We start from the raw sequence: 24,427 nt of genomic DNA, 5'->3' as shown, positions 1-24,427 counted from the left end.
TGAAGCTTCAAAAGAACACCCGCCGTTCCATAGGGACCGGCGGGCTTTGGCATTTTGCCAAGAAGGTGACGGGGAGCGGTGCTGGGTGGGCTTGGCTGCTCCCCGCCGGATCACTGCAGCATGGCAGTGATTTCCTCCGCCGTGCCAAAGCCAAGCTTGACGGCGGTTTCGGTGACGCTGGCGTTTTCGGCCAGGGCTGTCTTGGCCACTTTCGCAGCCTTTGCGTAGCCGATATGCGGCACCAGCATGGTGGCCAGAACCAGCGAGTTCTCCAGCATGCCTTCGCACTGGGCCACATTGGCCTCGATGCCGCTGACGCAGCGCTCGTTCAGCGTGTCCATGGCCTGCATGAGGATGCGCATGGACTGGAGCACGTTGAGGATGATCACCGGCTCGAAGGCGTTGAGCTGCAGCTGCCCCGCCTCGGCGGCCATGGTGACGGTCAGGTCGTTGCCGATGACCTGGAAGGCGACCTGATTGACCACTTCCGGGATCACGGGGTTGATCTTGCCCGGCATGATCGAGCTGCCGGCCTGCATCGGCGGCAGGCGGATCTCGTTGAAGCCGGAGCGCGGACCTGAGGACAGAAGCCGCAGATCGTTGCAGATCTTGGAGAGCTTCACCGCAATGCGTTTCAGCACGCCGGAGAAGGTGACATAGGCACCGGTATCGGATGAGGCTTCCACCAGATCGGTGGCAAGCTTCACCTTCATGCCGCAGACGCCGGACAGTTCATCCACCGCCCGCTCGGCATAGCCGTCCGGCGTGTTGACGCGGGTGCCGATGGCCGTACCGCCAAGGTTTACTTCCAGCAGCAGTTCCGACAGGCGGCCGATGATGTCGATGTCCTCGCGGATGGTCGCGGCAAAGCCGGCGAACTCCATGCCGAGTGTCATCGGCACGGCATCCTGCAGCTGGGTGCGGCCGATCTTGCGCACGTTGGCAAAGGCTTCGGCGCGCTCTGCAAAGGCCCCTGCGAGCCGCGTCTGTGCCTGACGGAACGCGTCGCACTGGCTGACGATGGCCAGCCTCAGCGCCGTCGGATAGACGTCGTTGGTAGACTGCGACCTGTTCACGTCGTCATTGGGGTGCAGCTGGGCATAGTCGCCCGGCCGGTAGCCCATGCGGATGAGGCCGAGGTTGGCAATCACCTCGTTGGTGTTCATGTTGGTTGAGGTGCCGGCCCCGCCCTGGATCATGTCCACCCGGAAATGCTCGTGATGCTGCCCGGCAATGATCTCGTCACAGACGGACGCGATCACGTCGTGCTTCACCTGCGGCAGCACGCCGAGGGCCAGGTTGGCGGCTGCGGTGGCCTTCTTCACCCAGGCCAGCGCCCGGACAAACTCCGGGAAGGCGCTGAGTGGAATGCCGGAAATCGGAAAGTTCTCGATGGCGCGGGCCGTATGAATGCCCCACACACAGTCTGCCGGCAGGGACATGCGGCCAAGACTGTCCTCTTCGATGCGCATCTGCTGTTGCATCGCTCTCTCTCACAACAATGTCGGGGATGTGAAATGGGCCGCCAGGTGGCGGCCCATGAGGCTTCTATCCGGATTACTTCCAGATGCTCGGGTCCCAGGCCTTGCGGTCAAGGTCGAGGTCGTTGAAGTTGGCTGGATCGAGGATCGGGCGGGCAACGCCTGCCTTCAACTGCTTCCGGTAGTCATCGACAACGCGCATGGCGATCGGGAAAAGCATGATGATGGCGATCAGGTTGACCAGCGCCAGAAGGCCCATCATCGGGTCGGAGAAGAAGAAGACCGAGGTGGCCTTCGGAGCGACGGCGCCAAGGAACACCACGCCGAGGATCAGCAGGCGCAGCACGAAAACAGCCGGCTTGGAGCGGGTCACGACAGCCAGTGCGTTCTCGCCGAGGTAGTAGTTGTAGATGATCGACGAGAAGGCAAAGAGCAGGATCGCCAGCGTCAGCGCATATTTTGACCATTCACCAACATGGCTGACCAGCGACTGCTGCGTCAGAACCACGCCGTCGATGCCCTGCGCGCCCGGAACGTAGACATCGCCCAGCAGGATGATCAGCGCCGTGCAGGTGCAGATCAGGATGGTGTCGATGAACACGGACAGCGACTGGGTGATGCCCTGGCTGACCGGGTGGCGGACAAGCGCGGTGGCTGCAACGTTCGGAGCCGAGCCGAGACCGGCTTCGTTCGAAAACAGGCCGCGGCGCAGGCCCTGTGCGATGGCCGCACCCATGCCGCCAGCCACGACTTCCTCAAAGCCGAAAGCGGAGCGGACGATGCGCATCAGCATGTCCGGCACTTCGGTGATGTTGAGGGCGATGACGATCAGTGCGAGGGCAATGTAGCCAAGCGCCATGACCGGCACGACAACATCTGCTGCCTTGGCAATGCGCTTGATGCCGCCAAAGATCACGAGGCCGGTGACGGCTGCAATCGCAAAGGCGGAATACATGCGGTCGATGCCGAGGGAGTCCTGAACGGCGCCGGCCATGGTGTTTCCCTGGAAGGCGTTGAAGCCAAAGCCGAAGGAGGCCAGAAGGCAGATGCCATAGACGATGGCGAGCCAGTTGTAGCGCTGTCCAAGGCCGCGGCGGATGTAGTCGGCCGGGCCGCCCCGGAAGCTGCCGTCAGTGTCCTTGGTCTTGTAAAGCTGGGCAAGGGTGCACTCGATCAGGCTGGTTGCCATGCCGCAGAGCGCAATGGCCCACATCCAGAAAACGGCGCCCGGGCCGCCCAGGGTGATGGCCACGGCCACACCGGCAATGTTGCCGCCGCCGACGCGCCCGCCGACGGAGACAAGCAGCGCCTCACGGGCCGAGATGGCGTTCGGATCGGAATTGTTGGCATTGGAGCCGAGCACGCGGAACATCCGTCCGAAGAATTCGAACTGCACAAAGCCCGACATGATGGTGATAAACACACCAAACACGACGAGGATCGGGATGAGCGCCCATCCCCACGTCAGACTGTCAATCAAGCCGAAGAACGACTGAATGTACTCCATGGTTTCCTCCTAACCACCGGCCTTGAATTGGCCGCTATTCATCCCCACTATTTTAAAGAGAAGATTTGCCGGGAAGGATTCCGCACTTCGCTGCGGAATGATGCTGTTTTGCGCTATTTGCGCGCAAAGCGGAGCAAACGGCTTTTGAATTCGTATTTTTGACAGTAAAAAAGGGACGCTTGGATGAGCGTCCCTCTCGTTTCTTGTCTGGGTTTTCTTTCACACGGCGGCGGACAACTGCACCGTTCTGTCCGCGATGGCCTTCACCAGATTCTCGTCATGGCTGACCAGGATCAGCGCCAGGCCCTGTTCGGCCACGATGTCGGTCAGCAGGGTGATGGTGTCCTTCTGGGTGATCGGGTCGAGGCGGGAGGTGGGCTCGTCTGCAAAGAGCAGGACGGGGTCCAGCAGCAATGCCCGCAGCATGGAGAAGCGCTGCAGCTCGCCGCCGGAAATCTCGTCAGCCCGCCGGGCGAGCAGGCGGTCCGCGAGGCCGAGCTTTTTCATCAGCGGTGGAACGCGGGCGCGGTCGAGCGTGTGCAGGTGCACGAGGTCTTCCACGAGTTGCTGCATTGTCGCATGGCGCGGGAAGCTGGCGGGCGGGTCCTGATAAAGCTTCTGGAACAGCGGGCGGCGCGCTCCTGAACCTGATGCTGTCTTGCGCTCTATCCGGCCTTCGTCGGGCTTCATGAGGCCGATGAGAATATCGCCCAGCGTGGACTTGCCGCAGCCGGAGGGGCCGGTGATACCTGTGATCCCGCCCGGGTGAACGGTGAGGCTGACACCCGAGAACAGCCGCCGTCCGCCCCGCGAGGCGGCAACGCCATCGGCAGTCAAAACAGGAGACCCGTTCTTGCGGGTGCTCGTGCGTTTGGGCCAGTGCAGCGGATCGCTCTGCGCCAGTGTCCGGGTGTAAGCGGGTCTTTCGGGCGAGAGCAGGTCTTCCGTCTTGCCCTGATCCGTGATCTGACCTTCCTTCATGATCATGAAGTCCCCGCCAAGCTGGCGGGCTAGCTCCAGATCATGGGTGATGGTCAGCAGAGCGCCATCGGCCCCCATCCCTTCCAGCAGCATGCGTGCCACATCATCACGCCGGGCCGCATCCAGCCCCTTGGTTGGCTCGTCGGCAAAGATCAGCCGTCCGCCGCCAGCCCGCGCCACGGCAAAGGCCAGCCGCTGCGCCATGCCGCCAGACAGCTCATAGGGCCGCTTCGCGCCGGACCCGGCGAGGCCGAGGCTTGAAAGATCTTCTGCCGTCATTGCGGCAGCATCGGCAGCCCCGCCCACAAGCGCGTGGGTCTCGCGGATCTGCTCTGCCCCGCGCATCAGCGGGTCGAGCGCAAGCCACGGCTCCTGCGGCAGGATTGCGAGAAGCCGGCCCCACAGCGGTCGTATGGCATCCGCATCTCCGGCGGCAAAGCGCTGGCCCTCGAACACCACTTCGCCTTTTGCGGTGAGGCCCTCCGGCAGGGTACCGAGCACGGCCTGCAGCAGCAGGCTCTTGCCCGAGCCGGTTTCCCCAAGGATCGTCAGCGGCCGTCCGGGCTGCAGCTCCAGCGACACGGGCTGCACGAGCACGTCCTTGCCCGCCAGAACACTCAGATTTCGGATGGAAACGGAATGAGTCATGCGCGGGAGCCTGCGATCAGGTTGAGGCCAAGGATGAGGCTAAAGATGGCGGCAACGGGCTGAAGCAGCGCCCAGGGCGCCTCGCGCCAATAGGGCATCAGCTCCACCATCATCTGGCCAAGTTCGGGCGTGGGCGGGCGCACGCCAGCGCTGACGAAGCCAAGGGCGGCAATGGTCATGATGCAGGTGGCCATGCCGAAGGCGGTGGAGGTCAGCATGACAGGTGCCAGTTCCGGCCAGACATGACGGCGGAATATGTAGGCCTTGCCGAAACCGAGGAGGCCGGATGCCTGAACCGCCGGAGAGGCAAAGATGGGCCGGGAAGCGGCGCGGGCGAGGCGGAAGAACTCGATCCACAGCACCAGCGTCAGGCCGAGCCAGAAGGCCAGCGGCTTCCACGGCACGATCACGCCGATCATCAGCACGATCAGCAGGCCGGGAATGGCCATGAAGGAGTCAGCCAGCAGGGTCAGGAGACGGTCGGTCATGCCGCCCATGCGGCTGGCGGTGACGCCGAGCCCAAGTCCAATTGCCGCCGCGCTCAGGGCGCTTGCAGCCGAAACCGTCAGCGACAGGCGCAGGGCTTCGGCAAGGCGGGCCATCATCGACCGGCCCAGATGATCGTAGCCGAAGGGGGCGGCAAGGTCGGGGGCGGCGAGTGCCAGCCTCAGGCTCTGGCGCACCGGGCTCAGCGGCGAGATCATTGGCGCGATGATGGCCAGAAGCACGGGCAGGCCAACGAGCACGATCCCGGTCCAGAAGGGCAGGGGCCGGAAGCCGCGGCTTTGCTGCGGCATTGCGGAGATATCCATCAGTTGGCCCTCCGCGGATCGATGCGCTGGATGACGAGATCCAGAAGCGTGTTGATCAGCACGAAGCCAAGGCCCAGCACGAGCGCCGTGCCCTGCACCATCGGGATGTCGCGGCCAAAGATGGCATGGACCAGAGCATGGCCGATGCCGGGCCAGCCGAAGATGCTTTCCACGATGACGACGCCTTCCACCAGCGTCACGAACTGCATGCCAAGGAAGGCGATGACCGGCGCGCCGATGTTGCGCAGGCCGTGGCGCAGCAGGATCTGGCCATCGCTGAGGCCCTTGGTTCTGGCGAACTGGTAGAAGGGAGCCTTGGCAACGCCTGCCATCACGTCCCGCGTCACACGGGCGGAAAAGGCGGCAAGGCCGAGGGCGAGAGTGACCGCAGGCAGAATGAAATGCACTGGCTTGCCGTGGCCGGCGGCGGGCAGCCAGCCAAGCTGCACGGCAAAGAGCAGGATCAGCACCAGCGCCAGCAGGAACTGCGGCAGGGCGCGGATGCCGGCCGAGACCGTCAGCAGCACCCGGTCCAGCATCCCGCCCGGCTTCAACCCGGCGAGAATGCCAAGCGGCGGGCCCATGAACAGGGACAGCACGATGGCTGCACCGGCCAGCTGCACGCTGGCGCCCAGCTGGTGGCGGATTTCGTGCCACACAGGCTCGCCGGAGATGAGCGACTTGCCGAGATCGAACGTAGCCAGATCCCGCATCCAGATGAGAAAGGCTGTAACGGGGCCACGATCCAGCCCCAGCTCCTGCCGCACGGCATCGGCGGCGGCGGCGCTCACCATGTCATAGCCATAGCGTCCGGCGGCGATCCGGTAGGCCATGTCACCGGGAAGGCTCTGCATCATCAGGAAGGTCAGAATGCCGACAAGCAGCGCCACCAGCACCGCCTGTGCAGCCCGCATGGCAAGGCCGCCGGAGAGGCGGCCCGCACGCGTTGCAAGGGAAGGAGAGGACATCAGTTCTTCCAGCTCGCATCCTTCAGGCCGAGCTTGCGCTCGTAGGGATCAAGGATTGCGCCCTGCAGCTTGCCTGAGATGGCGGCATTCTGCTGATACCAGGCGATGGGCAGCACCGGCAATTCTTCCTGCAGGATCGCTGTTGCGGTTGCGAACTGCTCTGCACTGCCGCCGTTGCGTCCGATGGACTTCAGCAGATCCGCGATTTCAGCGTTCTGCCAGTTCATCGCGCCCCAGTCGCCATTGGGGGCATAATCCTGCAGCAGGGTGCCGATCGGGTTCGGTACCAGAGCGAAGTTGCGGGCCAGCAGCGCCAGTTCCAGCGAGCCATCGTTATGCCGGGCCGGAATTTCGGAGGAGTTTGTGGAGTTGATTGTCAGCTCGATGCCCACATCCTGCAACTGCTGCTGCAGCACTGCGGCGACAAGCGGCAGCTCCGGCCGGTCCGGATAGGTCAGCAGCTCCAGCGTGAAGCGCTCACCATCCTTTTCGAGAATGCCATCAGAACCGGCCTTCCAGCCAAGCTCCGCGAGCAGTGCAGAAGCTGCCTCCGGGTCATAGGCGAGCGGGGCAAGGGCCGCATTGTGCCAGTCACCCACGGATGGCGGGAACAGCTGGGTGGCGCCGGCCTGATAGCGCAGTACGGCGATGGCAAGGCCTTCGCGGTCGATGGCAAGGCTTAGTGCCTTGCGGGCTTCCACCGTATTGAGCTTCGGGTTGGCCGCGTTGACCTTGACCAGCAGCGAGCGCGGGATTGGCACGGAGCGCACGTCCAGCCCCTCCTTGTCCTTCAGCCGGGCGACGGAAGCCGGATCAAGGTTCAGCACATAGTCGGCATCACCGCTCTCGGCCATCAGCGCGCGCGTTTCAGCACGGCTGACGGCGCTGTAGGTGGCCTTGCTGATCCTGGCCGGGCCGCCCCAATACTGGTCGAAGCGGTCTGCTTCCATCTTGCCCGGTGCCTGAAGCAGCGTGACCTTGTAGGCACCCGAGCCAATGACGGAGGTAGCCATGCCATCGGCACCATAGGAGCCTGGGGCAAGGATCTGCGAGCGGTATTCGGCCAGGAACGCGGGAAGGGTGGCGAAGGGTTCCTTCAGCTTCACCACAAGGTCTTCGCCGTCCGCTTCGATGGCGTCAACCGGCGCACGCTGCAAGAGGCCCGGCTTGGCGCGGGCGATGTTGAGCGCATTGGCCGCTGCTGCCGCTGTCACCGGTGTGCCGTCATGGAACTGAGCGCCTTCCTGCATTCTGAAGCGCCAGACAAGGCCGTCGCTTTCCACGGCCCAGCTGGCCGCAAGGCCTGGCGTCAGGCGTCCGTCCTGATCCGTGTTTACCAGCGTCTCGGCAACGTCCATGGCAAGGAAGATGTTGCCGGAAAGTGAGGGGTCTGCGCCCTTGATCTCGAAGGGACCAGCCACGTCGATGCTGTCATCGGCAGCAAAGGCGGAGCTTGAAAGCAGGGTGCTGGAAAGGGCCATCGCCAGCGCGAAGGCCTTCAGGTTGGAACGGTAACGCATCGCAGACCTCACTTGGGTTCGAATTGCGTTACGACATAACATAACGATTGTGGAGCGCAAGGCATCCTGCCGGAAAATTTGTGCGCAGCAAAAACAACGGCGCCGGTGGAGCAGACCCCACCGGCGCCAGTTATGTCAGGAACGGCTTGGCTTCAGAGGCTTACTTCTTGCCCCAGATCTTGCCGTACTGTTCGCGGTAGCCGTTGCCCGGATCGAAGATGTTCTTGTCACCGCCGTCAAAGGAGATGTTGTCCTTCGTCACCACATGCAGCGGCGAGGTGTAGCCGGACCATTCGGCGCCGTTCATGGCACGGTTCAGCTCGTCCACCAGCTGCCAGCCCTGCAGGTTCAGCGGCTCGGCCACGGTCACGGCCTGATACTGGCTGGAACGGATGCGCTGGTAGGCGCTTTCCGAGCCGTCACCGGCTGCAACGGCCTTCGGGGCGCCATCGCCTGCGATTCCGGCTGCAGCAAGGCTCGGGCCCATGAAGTCGAAGTAGATGTCGTTGATCGCCAGTGCGTGGGTCCAGCTGGCACCGTACTTCTGCAGAAGCGCGGTGGTCAGCGTCGGCATACGGGTGGATGTGTCGGCAATCGGGGTGTCGACATATTCCAGCACGGTGCCGCCGAGGCCTTCGATCGTTTCCTTGATCTTGTCCGCCTTGGCGATGGCGATGGCATAGGTGGAGTCGGTGAAGATCACCACGCCCGGCTTGCCGCCGGCATCAGCAAAGGCCCACTTGGCCGCAGCCGCCGACACTTCCATGGCGTCGGTGGAAACATTGGCGAAGATGCCGTTTTCCGGATCCGGGCCAATAACAGGGCTGGCATGCCAGCTCACCATCGGAATGCCCGCAGCCTTGGCCTGATCAAGGGCGGCCTTCTGCTCCACGGCGTCAAAGCCGTTGATGATGATGCCGTCCGGCTTGAGGGCTAGGGCCTGTCCGAAGGCTGCGGCGCGGCTCTGGATGGAGCCTGCGCCGTCCAGAACGTTGACGTTCCAGCCGATCATGAAGGCCGCTTCCTGGATGCCGTTGGTGACGCCAAGGACGCCGCCGTTCTTCATGTCGGCCGCCAGAACCACGATGTTCTTGCCTTCAGCGGCGGCGGGGCCGGATGTGGGGCCGTCCCATGTGGTCTTCTGGCCGGCGTATTTCTGCACGTCTGCCATCGCGTCGGATACGGCATCGGCATGGGCTGCCAGCGTGGTGCCGGCCAGCAGGATGGTTACAGTCAAGAGACGTTTCAGCATGTCGTTTTCCTCCCGGTTGCTGAGTGTCATCAAGGGTCAGCGGGACTTTGCGCCTTTCTTGCGCTGGGCATAGCCCGCGATGCCGATGGCGATGAGCAGGGTGGTGCCGTTGAACAGCGGCTCGACCCAGAAGCTTCCGCCAAACTGCTGGATGCCGGAGATGCCTGCGGCGAGGATCATCACGCCAACAATGGTGCCCCAGACATTGACGCGGCCCGGCTTGATCGTCGTGGAGCCCAGGAAGGCGCCGACGAGGGCGGGCAGCAGGAATTCAAGACCCACCGACGCCTGACCGATGCGCAGCTTGGAGGCGAGCAGGATGCCCGCCAGCGCCGTCATCAGGCCGGAGGTGAGGAATGCGCCGATCACGAACTTGCGCGTCGGAATGCCGTTGAGTTCGGCCGAGCGCTGATTGGCGCCGATGGCATAGAGATAGCGGCCGACGGGCGTGTATTCGAGCACCACCCACATCACCAGGGTGATGGCCAGCACATAGAAGGCCGTGATGGGCAGGCCGAAGATGAAGGTGCCGTTGATGGCATAGAAGGCATCCGGCAACTGGCCCACCATCTGCCGCCCGCCGGTGTGCCAAAGAGCCAGCGCATAGAGGATGGTGCCGGTGCCGAGGGTGGCAATGAAGCTGTCGATGCGGGCCACTTCAACGAGGATGCCGTTCAGAATGCCCGTGGCAATGCCCAGCACAAGCACGATGCCGATGGCCACCGGCCAGGGCAGGCCATAGACCGTCTGCAGCGAGATGGCGAGGATGTGCCACAGCACGATGCCGTAGCCGACCGTCAGATCGATGCGTCCCGCCACCATGGGGATCATGGCGGCAAGCGACAGCAGCGCAATGATCGCCTTGTCCGACAGGATCGACCGCAGGTTCAGCATGGTCGGGAAGGTGTTCGGCAGCAGGATCGAGAACAGGATGATGAGGCCGAACATGAGGATGACAAGCCCATAGGTGGGCGCAAGGCGCAGGGCCCGGCCCATCAGGGACAGGCCCTGCAATTCATCCTTGGTCGGTTCGATGGCGTTGGATTCGATGGAGGGCATGAGGGGCCTCAGGCAGCTTCACCGGCCGATGCGGCCTGGATCAGGGATTCAGTGGACAGTTCGACGCCGCTCAGCTCCGCGACCGCCTGGCCGCGGGAGAAGACAATGGCGCGGTGGCAGATGTTGGCGATTTCCTCGAAGTCAGTAGAGACCACGAGCACACCCATGCCGCTGGCGAGAGCTTCGTAGAGCAGGTGATAGATCTCGGCCTTGGCGCCGACATCGACACCGGCAGTCGGATCTTCGGTGATCAGCAGCCGCCGGCCGCTGTCCAGCCACCTGCCCACGATGACCTTCTGCTGGTTACCGCCAGACAGCGCCTCTATGGGCAGCGTCGGGTCATTGGGCGAAAGACCGACCCGGCGGCCGATTTCCGCTGCCATGTCCTCTTCCTTGCGCGGGCTCATCAGCGACAGCATGCCCCGTCCGGTCGCCGCCGGATTGACATAGGCGTTCTCGCGGATGGTCAGGCCGGTGGCGACGCTCTCCGCCACCCGGTCACGGGCGACAAGGCCGATGCCCGAAGCCATGGCGGTGATTGGCGAAGCCAGATCCGGCGTGCGCCCGTCCAGCACGATGGTGCCGGAATGCGGCATGACGCCGAAGAGCGCACGGCCGATATCCTCATGGCCCGCACCGCGCAGGCCCGCAAGGCCCAACAGTTCACCGCGCCTGAGTTCGAAATCGACTGGCCCCACCTGCCGGGTGAGCAGGGAGCGGACGGAGAGAATGGCCGGGCCTTCCTGAACTTCGGGGCGGCTGATCTCCCGGGTCTTGCGGCCAACGATCAGGCTCACCAGCTCTTCCGGCGTGGTGTGGCCGATGGCGCGCAAGCCCGCCATCTGCCCGTCGCGCAGCACGGCCACCCGGTCGGCGATGCGGAAAATCTCGTCCAGACGGTGGCTGACATAGATCATGCCGACGCCGCGGGACTTCAGCGGACGCAGCGCGTTGAACAGCCGCTCCACTTCGTCAGCCGGAAGGCTTGCCGTCGGCTCGTCCAGAACCAGAAAGTCGCAATCGGCGGCCAGTGCACGGGCAATGGCGACGAGGGACTTCTGCGTGCGCGTCAGATTGGCAACGCGGGCGGTGGCGGGAAAATCTGCATCCACCAGCTTCAGAGCCTCTTCGGCCATGGCCTCTGTGGCGCTCCAGTCGATCCTGCCGCGCTTGCGCACATAGCCGAGCGACAGGGCGATGTTCTCGGCAACGCTCATCCATTCGATGAGGCCGAGGTCCTGGTGGATGAAGGCGACCTTCTGGCGGCCGCCCTTGCCCGCTTCGTGATGATAGGGCACGCCATCAATCGACACCGTCCCGGTGTCGGCCTTGTGGGTGCCGGACAGAACCTTGATAAGGGTTGACTTGCCCGCGCCGTTTTCGCCCAGAAGTGCGAGGATCTCTCCCCGCTCAACCTTCAGCGAAACCCCGCGCAGGGCCTGCGTGCCGCCAAATGACTTGACGATACGGTCAAAAAACAGACCATCATTAGCCGGTTGCATACCGGTATCTCCTCCCATGTCTCCGTCTCGGCTCTTGCGGCTGAGTTACCGGTAACGTTATGTAGCGTGTATCGGCCCAGATGGGTTGTCAAGCGCAAAGTTATCGATAACATGCCCTGGGTATGCGGCAGGCTGAAAGCGTGATGGACCGGCGGAACAAGGCCAATATGGATGACATCGCCCGCGTGGCGGGGGTGTCGAAGATGACGGTGAGCCGCGTTCTGCGCGGCGGCAGCGGATTTTCCGAGGAAACGCGCGGCAAGGTGCTCGCTGCGGCGGAGACGCTTGGCTATGTGCCCAACCGTCTGGCCGCTGCCTTCGGTGCGGATCAGGCCTCGACGCTGGTGGGCATGTGTGTGCCGCGCCTGAGTTCAAGCCTCTTCGGTCAGGTGCTGGACGGTGTGGACCGGGCGCTGACCCGGCTCGGCTATCAGCTGATGATCGGCGCCAGCAATCATGCGGTGGAGCAGGAAGAGGACTGGGTGCGGCAGGTGGTCAGCTGGCGTCCGGCGGGCGTCATTCTCTCCGGCCGCCTGCACACGCCCGCTACCGTGGAGCTGCTGCGCCAGTCAGCCATGCCGGTGGTCGAGGTATGGGAGCTGACGACAAGCCCCGTGGACATGGCGGTTGGCTTTTCGCACTTTGATTGCGGCATGGAAATGGGCCAGTTCCTGCTGCGCCGCGGGCGCAGGAAAGTGGGCTACGTCGGCGCGCTGGGACTTTCCGATGTGATCAGCTCGGCCCGGCTGGACGGTTTTGAGGCATCGCTTTCTGCCGGTGGGTATCCGCTGGCGGCGAAGGAAGTTCTCATCGACAATCCCGGCTTCTACCGGGGCTTTTACGGGCTCGAAACCCTGCTCGCCCGCCAGCCGGATCTTGATGCAGTCTATTTTCACAACGACGAAATGGCCATCGGCGGACTTGCCTATTGCGAGGCGCGGGGCATCCGCGTGCCGGAGGATCTTGGAATCGCCGGGTGGGGCGGCATGGAAGCAGCCTCCGTTCTGCCGCGCCGCCTGACGACCACGGTTGTTCCTGCCACTGCCATCGGCAAATCCGCCGCCGAAGCCCTCGTCGCCCGCCTGCGCGGCGAACCGGGGCAGGATATCACCGTTGTCCCGACGCGGCTGGTGCCGGGGGAGACGGCTTAGGGGGGCGTGCTTCTGCCTCAGCCTCGTGAGTACCTTAGCCGATGGGCAAAGCCTTGTGGTCAGGCACTGAGTCACCCCGGCCAAGCGCAGCGCGAGCCGGGGGCTACTCGTTTGCAGAGAGGTGCTTTTGTCACATTCGGGGCGGCAGTCACCAGTCCGGCGCACGCCTCTTTGCCGTGTCCAGTCTCGCCGCTCTGCAAGCGAGTGGTTCCCGGATCTCCGCTTCGCTTCGTCCGGGACGACGCGGAATGTGTGGTGGGGCTGTTCGTATGCCCCTTTTGGAGTCTCAATTGAACACTGCCCCATCCCCTGAAGGAGGGGCAGTGTTCAGTTTCGTCGTCAGGAAGCCGAGAGGCCCCAGGGGCCGTGGTGGGCGTCCTTGCCGTCGAGGCGGTCGAAGCCGTGGGCGCCGAAGAAGTCGCGCTGGGCCTGGATCATGTTGGCGGTGCCGCGTGCGGTGCGCATCAGGTCGAACCAGGCAAGGCCCGAAGCCAGAGCCGGAACCGGCAGGCCGTTGAGCGCGCCGAGGGCGACGATCTTGCGCAGGGCCGGAAGCGCTGCCTCGATGCGGCGGGCAAAGTCCGGGGCCATGATCAGGTTGCGCGTGGCATCTTCCGTCAGGGCGCTGGCCATGTCGTTCAGCATGTCCGAGCGGATGATGCAGCCAGCACGCCACACGCGGGCGATTTCCGGCAGCGGCAGGTTCCAGCCGAAAGTGGCGGAGGCTGCGGTCATCATGGTGAAGCCCTGCGCATAGCACAGGATCTTGCCCGCGATGAGGGCCTGTTCCAGCTCGTCAGCGGAAGGTGCATCCGCCAGTTTCTGGGGGGCTGCGCCATAGAGTGCTTCACCGGCCTTGCGCTCGTCCACGCGGGACGAAACGTTGCGCGCCATCACGGCAGCCTCGATCACCGGCACCGGAGCGCCGAGATGCTGGGCTTCGATGACGGTCCAGCGGCCCGTGCCCTTCTGCCCGGCAGCATCCAGAATCACGTCCAGCATCGGCTGGCCGGTCAGCGGATCGGTGGCGGCGGCGACGGCGCCGGAGATTTCCACCAGATAGGAGCGCAAGGTGCCTTCGTTCCACTTCTGGAAGATGGCGGCTGCATCGGCGGCACCAAGACCCATGCCGTCGCGCATGATGCCGTAGACTTCGGCGATCATCTGCATGTCGGCATATTCGATGCCGTTGTGCACGGCCTTGACGAAGTGGCCGGCGCCAGCTTCGCCCATCCAGGTGGCGCAAGGCGTGTCACCGTGGCGGGCGGCAATGGCGGTGAGAACCGGCTTTACCCGCTCGAAATCAGCCGGGTTGCCGCCAGCCATGATCGAGGGGCCGTGACGCGCCCCTTCCTCGCCGCCCGACACGCCGATGCCCATGAAGCGGACGCCTAGGTCTGCGGCAGCGCGGCGGTTGGTGTCGTGGAAGTTGGCGTTGCCCGCGTCGATGATCAGGTCGTCCTTGTCGAGCAGCGGAGCCAGGGCCTCGATCTGGTCATCCACGGCCTTGCCGGCCGGGACCATGAGGATGATGGCACGCGGCGGCTTGATGGCCACCACCAGCTCCTTCAGGCTCTCGGTGGGAACCACGTTCGCGGCCAGACCGCCGGCTTCCGCATGGAAGCGGCGGGTCACATCCGTGGTGCGGTTCCACACGGCGATGCGAAAGCCTTTTTCGGCGATGTTCAGCGCCAGTGCGGCACCCATCGTGCCAAGTCCGATGAGCCCGATCTCTGCCGAAGTCATGGCCATTGTAGTCCTTTCCGGTTCAGGATCACGGAGTAGACGCTTGTCGTCGCCGTGATGAAGAGCTGATGTTTCGCCCTGCCGCCGAAACAGAGGTTGGACACCAGTTCCGGCACAAGGATCTTGCCCATGAGGTGGCCCTCCGGGGCGATGCAGTGGACGCCGTCAGCAGCCGAGGACCACAGATTGCCGTCCTCGTCCACCCGGAATCCATCGGCACAGCCTGGCTGGATCGTGTGGAACACACGCCCCTCGCTGGGTCTGCCGTTCTTCATGGCATATACCCGGATGTGCTGGGGATCGCTGCCGAACATGCGGCCGGTATCGGCAACATAGAGCAGACTCTCATCCGGGCTGAATGCCAGTCCGTTGGGACAGGCCATATCATCGATCACTTTGTCAATGGTGCCGTCGGGGTCAACCCGGTAGACCGCGCAGGGCAGCTCCTGCTCGGACTTGAAGCCCTCATAGTTGGTCATGATCCCGTAATGGGGATCGGTGAACCAAATGGCGCCGTCGCGCGATACGATGACATCATTGGGAGAATTCAGCCGCTTGCCTTCGAACCGGTCAGCGATCACGGTGATCGAGCCGTCCCATTCGGTGCGGGTGACGCGGCGCGTGCCATGCTCGCAGGAGATCAGCCGCCCCTGCCGGTCACGGGTGTGGCCGTTGGCATAGTTGGAAGGTTCGCGGTAGGTGGTCACCCCGTCCGGGGTCCAGCGCATGATACGGTTGTTGGGGATGTCGGAGAACAGCAGATGCCCGGCATCGCCGAACCAGACCGGGCCTTCCACCCAGTCAAAGCCGTTGGCGATCCGCTTCACCGGCGCATTGCCGAGGGCGTAGGTCTGGAAAACCGGGTCAATGACCTCGAAGAACGACATGAAACCTCCCTGTCCCTGCGGGCCGCTGGTCCGGCCTGATTGCAGGTAGCGTTACCACCTGAGGCGTGGGCAAGAAAGGCGTTTACGCGACGAGGCGGTCTGAGTTTGAGAAAGGCCGCGCCCGGCGGCCCTTGCGGGCCAGTGGAGTGCCGGGCGCGGCAGTTGATTGCGGAAAGCGTCAGGAGAAAGCGATCTGTGCCTTCATGGCCTGGCTGCGGTCTGAGGCCAGCAGGAAGGCTTCCTCTGCCTTGTCGAGGCCAACCGTGTGGGTGATCAGCGGCTTCACGTCGATGAGGCCCTTCTGCATCAGGCTGACGCCCACGGCGAATTCCGGATGGAAGCGGAACGAGCCGCGCAGATCCAGTTCCTTTGCGGTGATGGCCATCATCGGCACGCTCATGTCACCGCCAAGGCCAAGCTGCAGGATGATGCCGCGCGGGCGCAGGGCCGCGATGCCGCCGGCCAGTGCAGGGGCAGCGCCCGAGCACTCGTAGAGCACGTCGAAATAGCCCTTGTCGGCGTTGTACGCAGCCAGCGCGTCCGGTTCGCTCGCCATGTTGATGGTGCGGTCTGCACCCGCCTTGCGGGCCAGCGCCAGCGTGAAGTCCGACAGGTCCGTCGCCACGATTTCCTGCGCACCGGCGCGGCGGGCGGCGAGGATCGACAGGATGCCGATGGGGCCGCAGCCGGTCACCAGCACGCGCTTGCCCAGCATGTCGCCTGCACGGCGGGTGGCATGCAGGGTCACGGCCAGGGGCTCGGCCATGGCGGCTTCGCCCGGCGTCAGGCCGGTTGCGTCGACGCACTGGAACTGGTCAGCCACCAGCACCTCGCGGAAGGCGCCCTGAATGTGCGGGAAGGGCATGGCCGAGCCGTAGAAGCGCATGTTGAGGCACTGGTTCGGCAGGCCCTCAAGGCAGTACTTGCAAGCGCGGCAGGGGCGGGACGGGGACACGGCCACAAGCTGGCCTTCGGTGTATCCGGTGACGCCGGGGCCAACGCTCTCCACATAGGCGGAGACTTCGTGGCCGAGAATCATCGGCTCGCGCAGGCGCACCGTGCCGAAGCCGCCGTGGTTGTAGTAATGCAGGTCCGAGCCGCAGACGCCGCCAGTGGCAAGGCGCAGGCGCAGCTGGCCTTCGCCCGGGGTTTCCTCCGGGCGCTCTTCGACGCGAAGATCCTTGGCGGCGTGAATGACGATGGCACGCATGGGTGTGATCCTTACAGAACCGGTGTCGGCAGGGGCTTGCCGGCGAAATGGGCGGTCAGGTTGTCGCGCAGCAGCTGGCCCATGGCCTTGCGGGTCTCGATGGTGCCCGAGGCATGGTGCGGCTGAAGCAGCACGTTGTCGAGCTTGAGGAAGCGCGGGTTGAGCTTCGGCTCGCCTTCGAACACGTCAAGCGCGGCCGAACCGAGCTTGCCGCTCTCCAGTGCATCCAGAAGCGCCTCTTCGTCAATGTTGGAGGCGCGGCTGATGTTGATCAGCATGCCTTCCGGCCCCAGAGCCTCGATCACCTTCGGGCCGACGATGTGCCGCGTGGCAGCCGATGCGGCGAGGGTGACAAACAGGAAGTCGGAACGGGCAGCCAGTGCAACCGGGTCCTGAATGAACTCCCACTGGGAGGCGTAATCCTTGGCGGACACGTCCGAATAGGCGATCTCCATGTCAAAACCGGCGAGGCGCTTGGCCACTTCATAGCCGATGCGGCCAAGGCCCAGCACGCCAGCCTTGCGGCCCCAGACGCGGCGCTTCAGCGGATAAAGCCCCTTGGCAGCCCAGGAGCCGTCCTTGACCCAGGTTTCCGCGCCGATCATGCCGCGCGACTGCACCAGCATCATGGCAACGCCAAGGTCGGCAACGTCATTGGTCAGCACGTCCGGCGTGTTGGTCACGCGGATGCCGCGAGCCTTGGCAGCGTTCAGATCCACCGCGTCATAACCGACGCCATAGACGCTGATCACTTCCAGGTTAGGGCAGGCTGCGATCATGTCAGCATTGGCCCCCAGCTCGCCGCGTGTGGCGATGCCGCGGATTTGCGGGCCCACTTCAGCAAGGAAAGCCGCCTTGTCCGCCGCCTCGAAATAGCGGTGCACGGTGAAGGCTTCATCAAGGGGAATCTGGTCCCACTCCGGGTACGGTCCAACCTGGAGGAGGTGGGGCTTGCTCATTCTTGTCTCCGTAAGCTTCGTGCTTGACATCAAATGTTATCGATAACATAAACAGGGTCAGACGAACTTGTCGAGTGGTTTTCTGACAAAGGGGAAGAGAGTGAGCCTTCAGCTATTTGACCTGACCGGACGCCGTGCACTGGTAACCGGTTCCTCGCAGGGTATCGGTCTTGCGCTTGCCAAGGGGCTTGCTGCGGCCGGTGCGCAGGTGGTCCTGAATGGCCGGGATGCGGCGCGTCTGGCCGAAGCTGCGGCCCAGATTCCGGGTGCGGAAACCCTCGCATTTGACGTGACGGATCACGAAGGTGTCCGCGCTGCCGTCGATGCCTTCGAGGCGAAGAATGGCGCCATCGACATTCTTGTGAACAACGCCGGCATGCAGCACCGCGCCCCGCTGGAAGACTTCCCGGCGGATGCCTTCGAGCGCCTGCTGCAGACCAACATTGCCAGCATCTTCCATGTGGGTCAGGCCGTTGCCCGCCACATGATCAAGCGCGGCAAGGGCAAGATCATCAACATTGCCAGCGTGCAGACCGCGCTCGCCCGCCCGTCCATCGCCCCCTACACCGCCACCAAGGGCGCTGTCGGCAACCTGACCAAGGGCATGGCCACCGACTGGGCCAAGTATGGCATCAACTGCAACGCCATTGCGCCGGGCTACTTCGACACGCCGCTCAACGCCGCGCTGGTGGCCGATCCAGCCTTCTCCGCATGGCTGGAAAAGCGCACGCCTGCGGGCCGCTGGGGCAAGGTTGAGGAACTGGTTGGCGCCTGCGTGTTCCTGTCTTCGGAAGCAGCCTCTTTCGTCAACGGCCACGTGCTGTTCGTTGACGGCGGCATCACGGCCTCGCTGTGATGAGCACCCGCATCATTCTCATGGGCGTTGCCGGTTGCGGGAAGTCGAGCGTGGGCGAGGCCATCAGCGCCCGCACTGGCATTGCCTACCGGGACGGTGACGACCTGCATCCGGCTGCCAATGTCGAGAAGATGCGCTCCGGCATTCCCCTGACCGACGAGGACCGCTGGCCCTGGCTCGATCAGGTGGGCCGGGAACTTGCGGACAAGGCACCGCTCATCATCGGCTGCTCGGCGCTGAAGCGGGTCTACCGCGACCGCATCCGGGCACTGGCAGGCGGGCCGGTGACCTTCGTGCATCTGGCCGGCTCGCGTGATCTCATCGCCGGGCGCATGGCGCAGCGCACGGGGCACTACATGCCCCTGTCGCTGCTCGACAGCCAGTTCGCGGCGCTGGAGCTGCCGCAGCCGGACGAAGGTGCGCTCACTGCCGATATCAGCCAGCCGCTCGATGCGCTTGTGGATGGCATCGTCAAGGGGCTGAATCTGGAGGAGATCAAGGCATGACTGGACATGTTGCGCTGATTGGCGCAGGCGCCATGGGCGGTGCCATTGGCGCCCGCCTCGTTGAAACCGGCACAGCGCTGAAGGTGTTCGATCTGGACACCGCCAAGGTGGATGTGCTCGTGGCCAAGGGCGCTGTGGCTGCTGCCAGTGCTGCGGAAGCTGCATCTGGCGCCAAGGCCGTAATCCTCAGCCTCAATGCTCCGCGCATCGTCCGTGCCGCCGTTTTCGGCGCTGGCGGCGTTGCGGAAGGGGCGGCATCGGGCACGCTGATCATCGACATGTCGTCGATCGATCCGGAAGCCACGCGCCAGCTTGCTGCGGATGCAGCTGAAAAGGGCCTGCGCTGGGTGGACAGCCCGCTGTCTGGCGGCATCCCGAAGGCGGCCATTGGCCAGCTTACCCTAATGCAGGGCGGGGCAGAGGCAGACGTGAAGGAAGCGCAGCAGGTGCTTTCCGGCGTTGCCAGCAACCAGACCCACATGGGGCCGGCGGGTGCAGGCCAGACCACGAAGCTGATCAACCAGGTGCTCTGCGGCCTTGGCTTCCTGGCCGTCGCCGAGGCAACCGCGCTGGCGGAAGCCGCCGGTGTGGAGGTGACCCGCATTCCGCAGGCGCTCAAGGGCGGGCGCGCCGACAGTGCCATCCTGCAGGAGTACATGCCCCGCTTTGCTGCGCGCGATTACCGCCGCACGGGGCGTATCGACAACATGGTGAAGGACCTCAACGGCGCGCAGGATCTCGCCCGCCTGACCCACACCGCCATGCCGCTGACCGCCATTTGCGCCGAGGTGCACCGCATGCTGACCGCAGCGGGCCTTGGCGGAGAAGATCAGGCCGCCTTGATGGAGTTCTTCAAGGGGCCCAACCAGGAGAACTTCGAATGATCACCCGTTATGCCCTGTTCGAGGGCAAGGTTCATGAAGGCCAGGACGCAGCCTTCCGTGAGGCCGTTCTGTCTGAAATCCTGCCGAAGTGGAAGGGTTTCCCGGGCGCGCTGGCGGTGCGTGTCACCTTCGCAGAAAGCCGCGACGAGGGCGCTCCGGAGTATCCGATGATCCTCGCCATCAGCTATCCGGATCTTGCCACGGTTGAAGCCGCTCTCGCCAGCCCGATCCGGGCCGAAGCGCGTGCCGCGACCGAGTCCGTGCTGGAGCGCTTCTTCACGGGCCGCATCCATCACCACATCACCACAGCACACGACCACGTTCTGGCTGGCTGATTGTCCAGCCGGAGCACCTTGCGGTAATACCGTAAGGTCAGATTAACCCCAGCTTCACGGCCTCCGATGCGCCAGACCCGCAAACCGCCCACGATGGCTGATGTCGCCCGCGTCGCGGGTGTGTCGCCCATGACCGTCAGCCGCGCCTTCAAGGACGGAAGTTCGGTCTCCGAGGCGACGCGCACGGCGATCCATCAGGCGGCCGAGGAGCTGGGGTATGTCTTCGACAGCACGGCCTCCAATCTGCGCTCGCAGCGCACAGGCTTCGTTGCCGTCAGCATTCCCTCGCTGAACAACGCCAACTTTGCCGAAACGGCCGGTGGCCTCTCCGACACGTTGAAGGAGCATGGCCTCCAGATCCTTTTGGGCTACACCAATTACGACATTCACGCCGAAGAGCAGCTGATCGAACAGCTTTTGCAGCGCAGGCCGGAGGCAATCGTGGTCACCGGCGGCAGACACACGCCGCGTGCCCGCAAGCTGCTGGAAAACGCTGCCATCCCCGTTGTTGAAACCTGGGATCTGCCGCCTGCGCCCATTGGCCATGTCGTCGGCTTTTCCAACGAAGCTGCGGTGCGGGCGATGGTCGATCACTTCGTAGCGCACGGCCTGCGCAGGATTGCCTTCATCGGCGGCGATGCCGACAGGGATACCCGCGGCACGGACCGCCGCAACGGCTTTATCGCTGCGATGAAGGCTCATGGTCTGGACACAGGCCGCCTGATCGCCGCCGGTGTGCCACCCATCTCCATGCGGGAGGGCGCCAATGCCATGGGCCGGCTGCTGGAAGAAATGCCGGACACGGAAGCCGTCATCTGCGTGTCTGACCTGTCTGCCTTCGGCGCTCTCACCGAATGCCAGCGCCGGGGCGTTCCGGTGCCGGAGCGCATGTCCATCGCTGGCTTCGGTGACTATGAGATCGCCGGTATCTCCGTTCCCTCGCTGACCACGATCAACCCGCATCCGCGCCAGATCGGCGAGCAGGCCGCCAGCATCATCATCGAGGCTCTCGGCGGCAAGACCCTCTCCCGGCAGACCATCGCCATTGCGCCCGTCCTGCAGATCCGCGGCAGCAGCGTGTGAGTTTCTGCGAGGTGGGCAGCCCCATCCTCAGTCATGCCATGGCTTGATCATGGCATCCATTCCCTTTGATCTCAGCGGTGTCTGCATGAGATTGGGCTGTATGACGGTGCGCGGTGTTTCGAGGCAGTGCGGTGCGGGTGGGGAACGGCGTGGATGCCATGGTCGAGCCATGGCATGATGAAACTTATTGATTTGTCTCGCTTATCCTCGCCGAAAACAAAAGGGCAGCCCGTTGCCGGACCGCCCTTCTGAACACTCATGCGCTGCGGATTACTTCTGCAGGGCGACGATGGCGTTGACGAGGGTGTCGCCATTCTCGGCAATGAAGTTATCCCACACCGGGCGGACGACTTCCTGGAAAGCAGCTGCGTCAACGTCGCTGTTGACCATCATGCCGGCGGAGGTCAGCTCGGCAATCATGCTGGCTTCCTTTTCCTGAGCCAGCTTGCGCTGCATGGCAACGGCTTCGGCAGCCACTTCGGTGATGACCTTCTGCTCGTCAGCGGTGAGGCTCTTGAACTTGTCGTTGTTCATGACGAGGGCAAGGTTGGAGTAGGCGTGCTGGGTCAGCGAAAGGTACTTCTGCACTTCGTAGAACTTGAAGGACAGAACGATGCCGATCGGATGATCCTGAGCATCCACAACACCGGTTTCCAGCGCGGTGTAGAGCTCGGCCACCGGCAGCTGCTGCGGGTTTGCGCTCAGCAGGGTGAACATGTCGTTCAGAGCCTTGGAGTTGTTGACGCGCATGCGCAGGCCCGCAAGGTCCGCCGGGGTCTTGATCGGGCCGCGGCTGTTGGTCATGTTGCGGTAGCCGTTTTCCGGGAAACCGAGAACCTTCATGCCCAGCGGCTCGAACTTGGCGGCAATGCCCTGGCCGATTTCGCCGTCCAGAACCTTGTAGGCGACTTCGCGGTTCGGGAACATGAAGGGCAGTTCGACCACACCGGCTTCCTTGACCAGGCCAGTGAAGTTGTTGAGGCCCGACATGGCAATGTCGATGATGCCCGAACGGGTGCCGTCGATCATGGCCGCATCATTGCCCAGCTGGCCCTGCGGGAAGATGTTGACCGTCACCGAACCGTTGGTGCGGGCCTCAACCTGCTCCTTGAAGAACACGGCAAGGTTCTGCTGCAGATCCGTTTCCGGTGCTGCATGTGCGAGCTTCAGCGCGGTCTGCGCCTGTGCGCTGACAGCAGCCAGGGTCAATGCAGTGGCAAGACCAAGAGCTTTCAGGACTTTCTTCATGCTGTACTCCTCCCAGAATGATGGCGTTGAGCCAAGGTACGTTTATCCGCCCATGAAACGGGCTGGAACGGTGATCAGCTCGGGCACCAGGATGAAGAGGCCGAGCAGAAGGGCGTAGGCGATCACGAAGGGCCAGACACCTTTGACGGCACGGCTCATCGGAACACGGCCAACGCCGCAGATGACGTTGAGAACTGTTCCGACCGGCGGCGTAATGAGACCGATGGAGCAGTTCATGATGAACATGAGCCCGAAATAGACGGGGTCGATCCCAGCCATTTTAATGACGGGCATGAACAGTGGCACGAGGATCAGCACTGTTGGTGAAAGATCCATGACCATACCCACAGCCAGCACGATCAGCATGATGACCAGCATCAGGAGGCGCGGGCTGTCGATCAGTGGCTGGAGCAGGGCGGCAAGCTGCTGCGGCAGCTGCGCGACGGTGATCAGCCATGCGGCGACCATGGCGGCGCCCACGAGGAACATGACCATCGCCGTGGACCGGCCGGCGCTGATCAGAACCTGCAGGAAGTCGCGGAATGTCAGCTCGCGGTAGATCAGCGTGGAGACGAGGATCGCATAAACCGCCGCAACCACCGCCGCTTCCGTCGCCGTGAAGGCGCCGGTGCGGATGCCGCCGATGATGATGACAGGCAGCAGCAGTGCCCAGATACCTTCCTTGAGGGCCTTCCAGCGATCCGCGCCAGAGGCTTTGGGCAGGACCTCCAGGTTTTCCCTGCGGATCATGAGGCTCCAGACGAGCACCAGCGTCAGGCCCATCATCAGCCCTGGCGCAATGCCGGCGAGGAAGAGCTTTGCAATGGAGATGTTGCCTGCAACGCCGATGAGGATGAGCGGCAGGGAGGGGGGGATGATCGGCGCAATGATCCCGCCAGCAGCCAGCAGGCCAAGGCTGCGCCCTTCCGGATAGTTTCCGTCGCGCATCATCGGATAAAGGATCGAGACGAGTGCGGCGGCGTCGGCCACGGCCGAGCCGGAAAGGCCAGCCAGCACGATGGACGTCATGATCGCTACATAGCCGAGCCCGCCCTTGCGGTGGCCGACGAGCGAGGAGGCGAGGCGAACGATACGCGCGGACAACCCGCCGCGCGACATCACTTCACCGGCGACCAGGAAGAAGGGGATGGCCAGCAGCGGGAAGTTGTCGACACCGTTGATGAGATTCTGCGCCAGAATATCGGTGCTGAGCAGATCCATCTGCAGCATCAGGGCCATGGAGGCAAGCAGCAGGGCAAACGCAACCGGCAGGCCGAGCAAAATCGCACCGATCAGGACGGCCAGAAAGAGAACGAGGGTCATTCCGCGCCATCCTCCGCAAGGACTTGCTTCACGCTGTCAGGGTTGATGATGCGGACCACTGCAATGGCGGCCATGAGCACCGAGGAAACAACACCGGACAGATAGAACAGCCCGGAGGGCAGGCCTGTGAGGGGCGAGATGTTGGCCATGTTCATGATGGTCTGCTTCATGCTGCCCCAGAACAGCAGCAGCACGGTGCCAAGGATCACGAGCCAGCAGGCACGGCGCAGGAGGCCGGTGTACTTCGGGAATGCGGCTTCAGCGAATTCGGCAAGCGCAAGATGCTCGCCCCGGCGCAGGGTGACGGCAGCACCGAGCATGACCACCCAGACGAACCACAGGCGCGACAATTCCACCGAAACGCGGATGCCGGACGAGAAACCGTAGCGCAGGACGACATTGGCAAAGACGATGGCGATCATCGCGGTCAGAAGTGCCGCCATGATGAGATCGATCGAGCGCCAGATGAGGCGGATTATGCTGTGCATCCGTCCTCCTCCCAGAAGTTG

At 63.8% G+C, this 24,427-nt stretch carries 22 protein-coding genes; 6 read left to right on the top strand and 16 right to left on the bottom strand.

The annotated features are described in order from the left end of the window. Positions 1 to 110 precede the first annotated feature (110 nt). From V6L75_RS08490 to V6L75_RS08450, 9 genes are all read right to left on the bottom strand, one after another. The gene (locus V6L75_RS08490; protein WP_334251071.1) at positions 111 to 1,484 is read right to left on the bottom strand and encodes an aspartate ammonia-lyase; all 1,374 of its coding nucleotides are present in this window, start codon (positions 1,482 to 1,484) and stop codon (positions 111 to 113) included. A 73-nt stretch (positions 1,485 to 1,557) separates the two neighbouring features. Next, positions 1,558 to 2,988: an alanine/glycine:cation symporter family protein gene (locus tag V6L75_RS08485; protein ID WP_334251070.1), complete on the bottom strand. Its 1,431-nt coding sequence runs from the start codon at positions 2,986 to 2,988 to the stop codon at positions 1,558 to 1,560. 219 nt (positions 2,989 to 3,207) lie between these two features. Continuing rightward, positions 3,208 to 4,617, bottom strand: coding sequence for an ABC transporter ATP-binding protein (locus V6L75_RS08480; RefSeq protein ID WP_334251069.1), 1,410 nt, complete (start codon positions 4,615 to 4,617; stop codon positions 3,208 to 3,210). Then, complete coding sequence (locus V6L75_RS08475) at positions 4,614 to 5,429, bottom strand: ABC transporter permease (RefSeq protein ID WP_334251068.1); 816 nt, start codon at positions 5,427 to 5,429, stop codon at positions 4,614 to 4,616. The genes V6L75_RS08480 and V6L75_RS08475 overlap by 4 nt, the downstream gene beginning before the upstream one ends. Beyond that, a complete protein-coding gene (locus V6L75_RS08470; RefSeq protein ID WP_334251067.1) occupies positions 5,429 to 6,397 on the bottom strand; it encodes an ABC transporter permease in 969 nt (322 codons plus the stop codon). The genes V6L75_RS08475 and V6L75_RS08470 overlap by 1 nt, the downstream gene beginning before the upstream one ends. Then, on the bottom strand, positions 6,397 to 7,917 hold the full coding sequence (locus tag V6L75_RS08465) for an ABC transporter substrate-binding protein (protein ID WP_334251066.1): 1,521 nt from the start codon (positions 7,915 to 7,917) through the stop codon (positions 6,397 to 6,399). The genes V6L75_RS08470 and V6L75_RS08465 overlap by 1 nt, the downstream gene beginning before the upstream one ends. 160 nt (positions 7,918 to 8,077) lie before the next feature. Further along, positions 8,078 to 9,169 carry a substrate-binding domain-containing protein gene (locus tag V6L75_RS08460; RefSeq protein ID WP_334251065.1) on the bottom strand — a complete coding sequence of 364 codons (1,092 nt, stop codon included), beginning with the start codon at positions 9,167 to 9,169 and terminating at the stop codon, positions 8,078 to 8,080. A gap of 36 nt (positions 9,170 to 9,205) precedes the next feature. After that, positions 9,206 to 10,228 carry an ABC transporter permease gene (locus tag V6L75_RS08455; RefSeq protein WP_123194939.1) on the bottom strand — a complete coding sequence of 341 codons (1,023 nt, stop codon included), beginning with the start codon at positions 10,226 to 10,228 and terminating at the stop codon, positions 9,206 to 9,208. Between the two features lie 8 nt (positions 10,229 to 10,236). Further along, positions 10,237 to 11,730: a sugar ABC transporter ATP-binding protein gene (locus V6L75_RS08450; protein ID WP_334251064.1), complete on the bottom strand. Its 1,494-nt coding sequence runs from the start codon at positions 11,728 to 11,730 to the stop codon at positions 10,237 to 10,239. A 143-nt stretch (positions 11,731 to 11,873) separates the two neighbouring features. Between V6L75_RS08450 and V6L75_RS08445 the strand changes: the two genes are divergently transcribed. Beyond that, positions 11,874 to 12,881 (top strand): LacI family DNA-binding transcriptional regulator, encoded by a 1,008-nt coding sequence (locus tag V6L75_RS08445; protein ID WP_334251063.1) that lies wholly within the window; start codon positions 11,874 to 11,876, stop codon positions 12,879 to 12,881. 339 nt (positions 12,882 to 13,220) lie between these two features. Here V6L75_RS08445 and gndA read toward each other — a convergent pair whose 3' ends face one another. The 4 genes from gndA to V6L75_RS08425 all read right to left on the bottom strand — a co-directional run bounded on the left by gndA (position 13,221) and on the right by V6L75_RS08425 (position 17,683). Next, complete coding sequence (gene gndA, locus V6L75_RS08440) at positions 13,221 to 14,627, bottom strand: NADP-dependent phosphogluconate dehydrogenase (RefSeq protein ID WP_334251246.1); 1,407 nt, start codon at positions 14,625 to 14,627, stop codon at positions 13,221 to 13,223. Next, positions 14,624 to 15,514: an SMP-30/gluconolactonase/LRE family protein gene (locus V6L75_RS08435; protein ID WP_334251062.1), complete on the bottom strand. Its 891-nt coding sequence runs from the start codon at positions 15,512 to 15,514 to the stop codon at positions 14,624 to 14,626. The genes gndA and V6L75_RS08435 overlap by 4 nt, the downstream gene beginning before the upstream one ends. A gap of 178 nt (positions 15,515 to 15,692) precedes the next feature. Continuing rightward, positions 15,693 to 16,724 carry an L-idonate 5-dehydrogenase gene (locus V6L75_RS08430; protein WP_334251061.1) on the bottom strand — a complete coding sequence of 344 codons (1,032 nt, stop codon included), beginning with the start codon at positions 16,722 to 16,724 and terminating at the stop codon, positions 15,693 to 15,695. An 11-nt stretch (positions 16,725 to 16,735) separates the two neighbouring features. Continuing rightward, positions 16,736 to 17,683, bottom strand: coding sequence for a 2-hydroxyacid dehydrogenase (locus tag V6L75_RS08425; RefSeq protein ID WP_334251060.1), 948 nt, complete (start codon positions 17,681 to 17,683; stop codon positions 16,736 to 16,738). A 100-nt stretch (positions 17,684 to 17,783) separates the two neighbouring features. Here V6L75_RS08425 and V6L75_RS08420 point away from each other — a divergent pair, with 100 nt between their 5' ends. From V6L75_RS08420 to V6L75_RS08400, 5 genes are all read left to right on the top strand, one after another. Then, positions 17,784 to 18,539, top strand: a complete 756-nt coding sequence (locus tag V6L75_RS08420; protein WP_019965592.1) for an SDR family oxidoreductase — start codon at positions 17,784 to 17,786, stop codon at positions 18,537 to 18,539. Continuing rightward, positions 18,539 to 19,045 (top strand): gluconokinase, encoded by a 507-nt coding sequence (locus V6L75_RS08415; RefSeq protein ID WP_334251059.1) that lies wholly within the window; start codon positions 18,539 to 18,541, stop codon positions 19,043 to 19,045. Before V6L75_RS08420 ends, V6L75_RS08415 begins: the two co-directional genes overlap by 1 nt. Continuing rightward, a complete protein-coding gene (locus tag V6L75_RS08410) occupies positions 19,042 to 19,929 on the top strand; it encodes an NAD(P)-dependent oxidoreductase (protein WP_334251058.1) in 888 nt (295 codons plus the stop codon). Before V6L75_RS08415 ends, V6L75_RS08410 begins: the two co-directional genes overlap by 4 nt. Next, entirely contained in the window at positions 19,926 to 20,264 is a 339-nt protein-coding gene (locus V6L75_RS08405; protein WP_019965589.1) for a hypothetical protein, read from the top strand. The genes V6L75_RS08410 and V6L75_RS08405 overlap by 4 nt, the downstream gene beginning before the upstream one ends. Positions 20,265 to 20,330: 66 nt before the next feature. After that, positions 20,331 to 21,347 (top strand): LacI family DNA-binding transcriptional regulator, encoded by a 1,017-nt coding sequence (locus tag V6L75_RS08400; protein ID WP_334251057.1) that lies wholly within the window; start codon positions 20,331 to 20,333, stop codon positions 21,345 to 21,347. 270 nt (positions 21,348 to 21,617) lie between these two features. Here the strand turns inward: V6L75_RS08400 and V6L75_RS08395 are convergent, their stop codons facing one another. Genes V6L75_RS08395 through V6L75_RS08385 form a run of 3 tightly spaced genes read right to left on the bottom strand, consistent with a single transcriptional unit; the run spans position 21,618 to position 24,406 of the window. Further along, entirely contained in the window at positions 21,618 to 22,595 is a 978-nt protein-coding gene (locus V6L75_RS08395; protein WP_334251056.1) for a TRAP transporter substrate-binding protein, read from the bottom strand. Between the two features lie 42 nt (positions 22,596 to 22,637). After that, positions 22,638 to 23,918 (bottom strand): TRAP transporter large permease subunit, encoded by a 1,281-nt coding sequence (locus V6L75_RS08390; RefSeq protein WP_334251055.1) that lies wholly within the window; start codon positions 23,916 to 23,918, stop codon positions 22,638 to 22,640. Continuing rightward, entirely contained in the window at positions 23,915 to 24,406 is a 492-nt protein-coding gene (locus V6L75_RS08385) for a TRAP transporter small permease (RefSeq protein ID WP_334251054.1), read from the bottom strand. The genes V6L75_RS08390 and V6L75_RS08385 overlap by 4 nt, the downstream gene beginning before the upstream one ends. Between the last annotated feature and the right edge of the window lie 21 nt (positions 24,407 to 24,427).

Source organism: Pannonibacter anstelovis, assembly GCF_036881715.1.
GTDB lineage: Bacteria > Pseudomonadota > Alphaproteobacteria > Rhizobiales > Stappiaceae > Pannonibacter > Pannonibacter anstelovis.
This window is presented reverse-complemented; position numbering and strand designations above follow the sequence as displayed.

Excerpts from the sequence above, each read along its gene's own strand:
- V6L75_RS08490 (WP_334251071.1), bottom strand. The coding sequence starts at position 1,484 with ATGCAACAGCAGATGCGCATCGAAGAGGACAGTCTTGGCCGCATGTCC.
- V6L75_RS08485 (WP_334251070.1), bottom strand. The coding sequence starts at position 2,988 with ATGGAGTACATTCAGTCGTTCTTCGGCTTGATTGACAGTCTGACGTGG.
- V6L75_RS08480 (WP_334251069.1), bottom strand. The coding sequence starts at position 4,617 with ATGACTCATTCCGTTTCCATCCGAAATCTGAGTGTTCTGGCGGGCAAG.
- V6L75_RS08475 (WP_334251068.1), bottom strand. The coding sequence starts at position 5,429 with ATGGATATCTCCGCAATGCCGCAGCAAAGCCGCGGCTTCCGGCCCCTG.
- V6L75_RS08470 (WP_334251067.1), bottom strand. The coding sequence starts at position 6,397 with ATGTCCTCTCCTTCCCTTGCAACGCGTGCGGGCCGCCTCTCCGGCGGC.
- V6L75_RS08465 (WP_334251066.1), bottom strand. The coding sequence starts at position 7,917 with ATGCGTTACCGTTCCAACCTGAAGGCCTTCGCGCTGGCGATGGCCCTT.
- V6L75_RS08460 (WP_334251065.1), bottom strand. The coding sequence starts at position 9,169 with ATGCTGAAACGTCTCTTGACTGTAACCATCCTGCTGGCCGGCACCACG.
- V6L75_RS08455 (WP_123194939.1), bottom strand. The coding sequence starts at position 10,228 with ATGCCCTCCATCGAATCCAACGCCATCGAACCGACCAAGGATGAATTG.
- V6L75_RS08450 (WP_334251064.1), bottom strand. The coding sequence starts at position 11,730 with ATGCAACCGGCTAATGATGGTCTGTTTTTTGACCGTATCGTCAAGTCA.
- V6L75_RS08445 (WP_334251063.1), top strand. The coding sequence starts at position 11,874 with ATGGACCGGCGGAACAAGGCCAATATGGATGACATCGCCCGCGTGGCG.
- gndA (WP_334251246.1), bottom strand. The coding sequence starts at position 14,627 with ATGACTTCGGCAGAGATCGGGCTCATCGGACTTGGCACGATGGGTGCC.
- V6L75_RS08435 (WP_334251062.1), bottom strand. The coding sequence starts at position 15,514 with ATGTCGTTCTTCGAGGTCATTGACCCGGTTTTCCAGACCTACGCCCTC.
- V6L75_RS08430 (WP_334251061.1), bottom strand. The coding sequence starts at position 16,724 with ATGCGTGCCATCGTCATTCACGCCGCCAAGGATCTTCGCGTCGAAGAG.
- V6L75_RS08425 (WP_334251060.1), bottom strand. The coding sequence starts at position 17,683 with ATGAGCAAGCCCCACCTCCTCCAGGTTGGACCGTACCCGGAGTGGGAC.
- V6L75_RS08415 (WP_334251059.1), top strand. The coding sequence starts at position 18,539 with ATGAGCACCCGCATCATTCTCATGGGCGTTGCCGGTTGCGGGAAGTCG.
- V6L75_RS08410 (WP_334251058.1), top strand. The coding sequence starts at position 19,042 with ATGACTGGACATGTTGCGCTGATTGGCGCAGGCGCCATGGGCGGTGCC.
- V6L75_RS08405 (WP_019965589.1), top strand. The coding sequence starts at position 19,926 with ATGATCACCCGTTATGCCCTGTTCGAGGGCAAGGTTCATGAAGGCCAG.
- V6L75_RS08400 (WP_334251057.1), top strand. The coding sequence starts at position 20,331 with ATGCGCCAGACCCGCAAACCGCCCACGATGGCTGATGTCGCCCGCGTC.
- V6L75_RS08395 (WP_334251056.1), bottom strand. The coding sequence starts at position 22,595 with ATGAAGAAAGTCCTGAAAGCTCTTGGTCTTGCCACTGCATTGACCCTG.
- V6L75_RS08390 (WP_334251055.1), bottom strand. The coding sequence starts at position 23,918 with ATGACCCTCGTTCTCTTTCTGGCCGTCCTGATCGGTGCGATTTTGCTC.
- V6L75_RS08385 (WP_334251054.1), bottom strand. The coding sequence starts at position 24,406 with ATGCACAGCATAATCCGCCTCATCTGGCGCTCGATCGATCTCATCATG.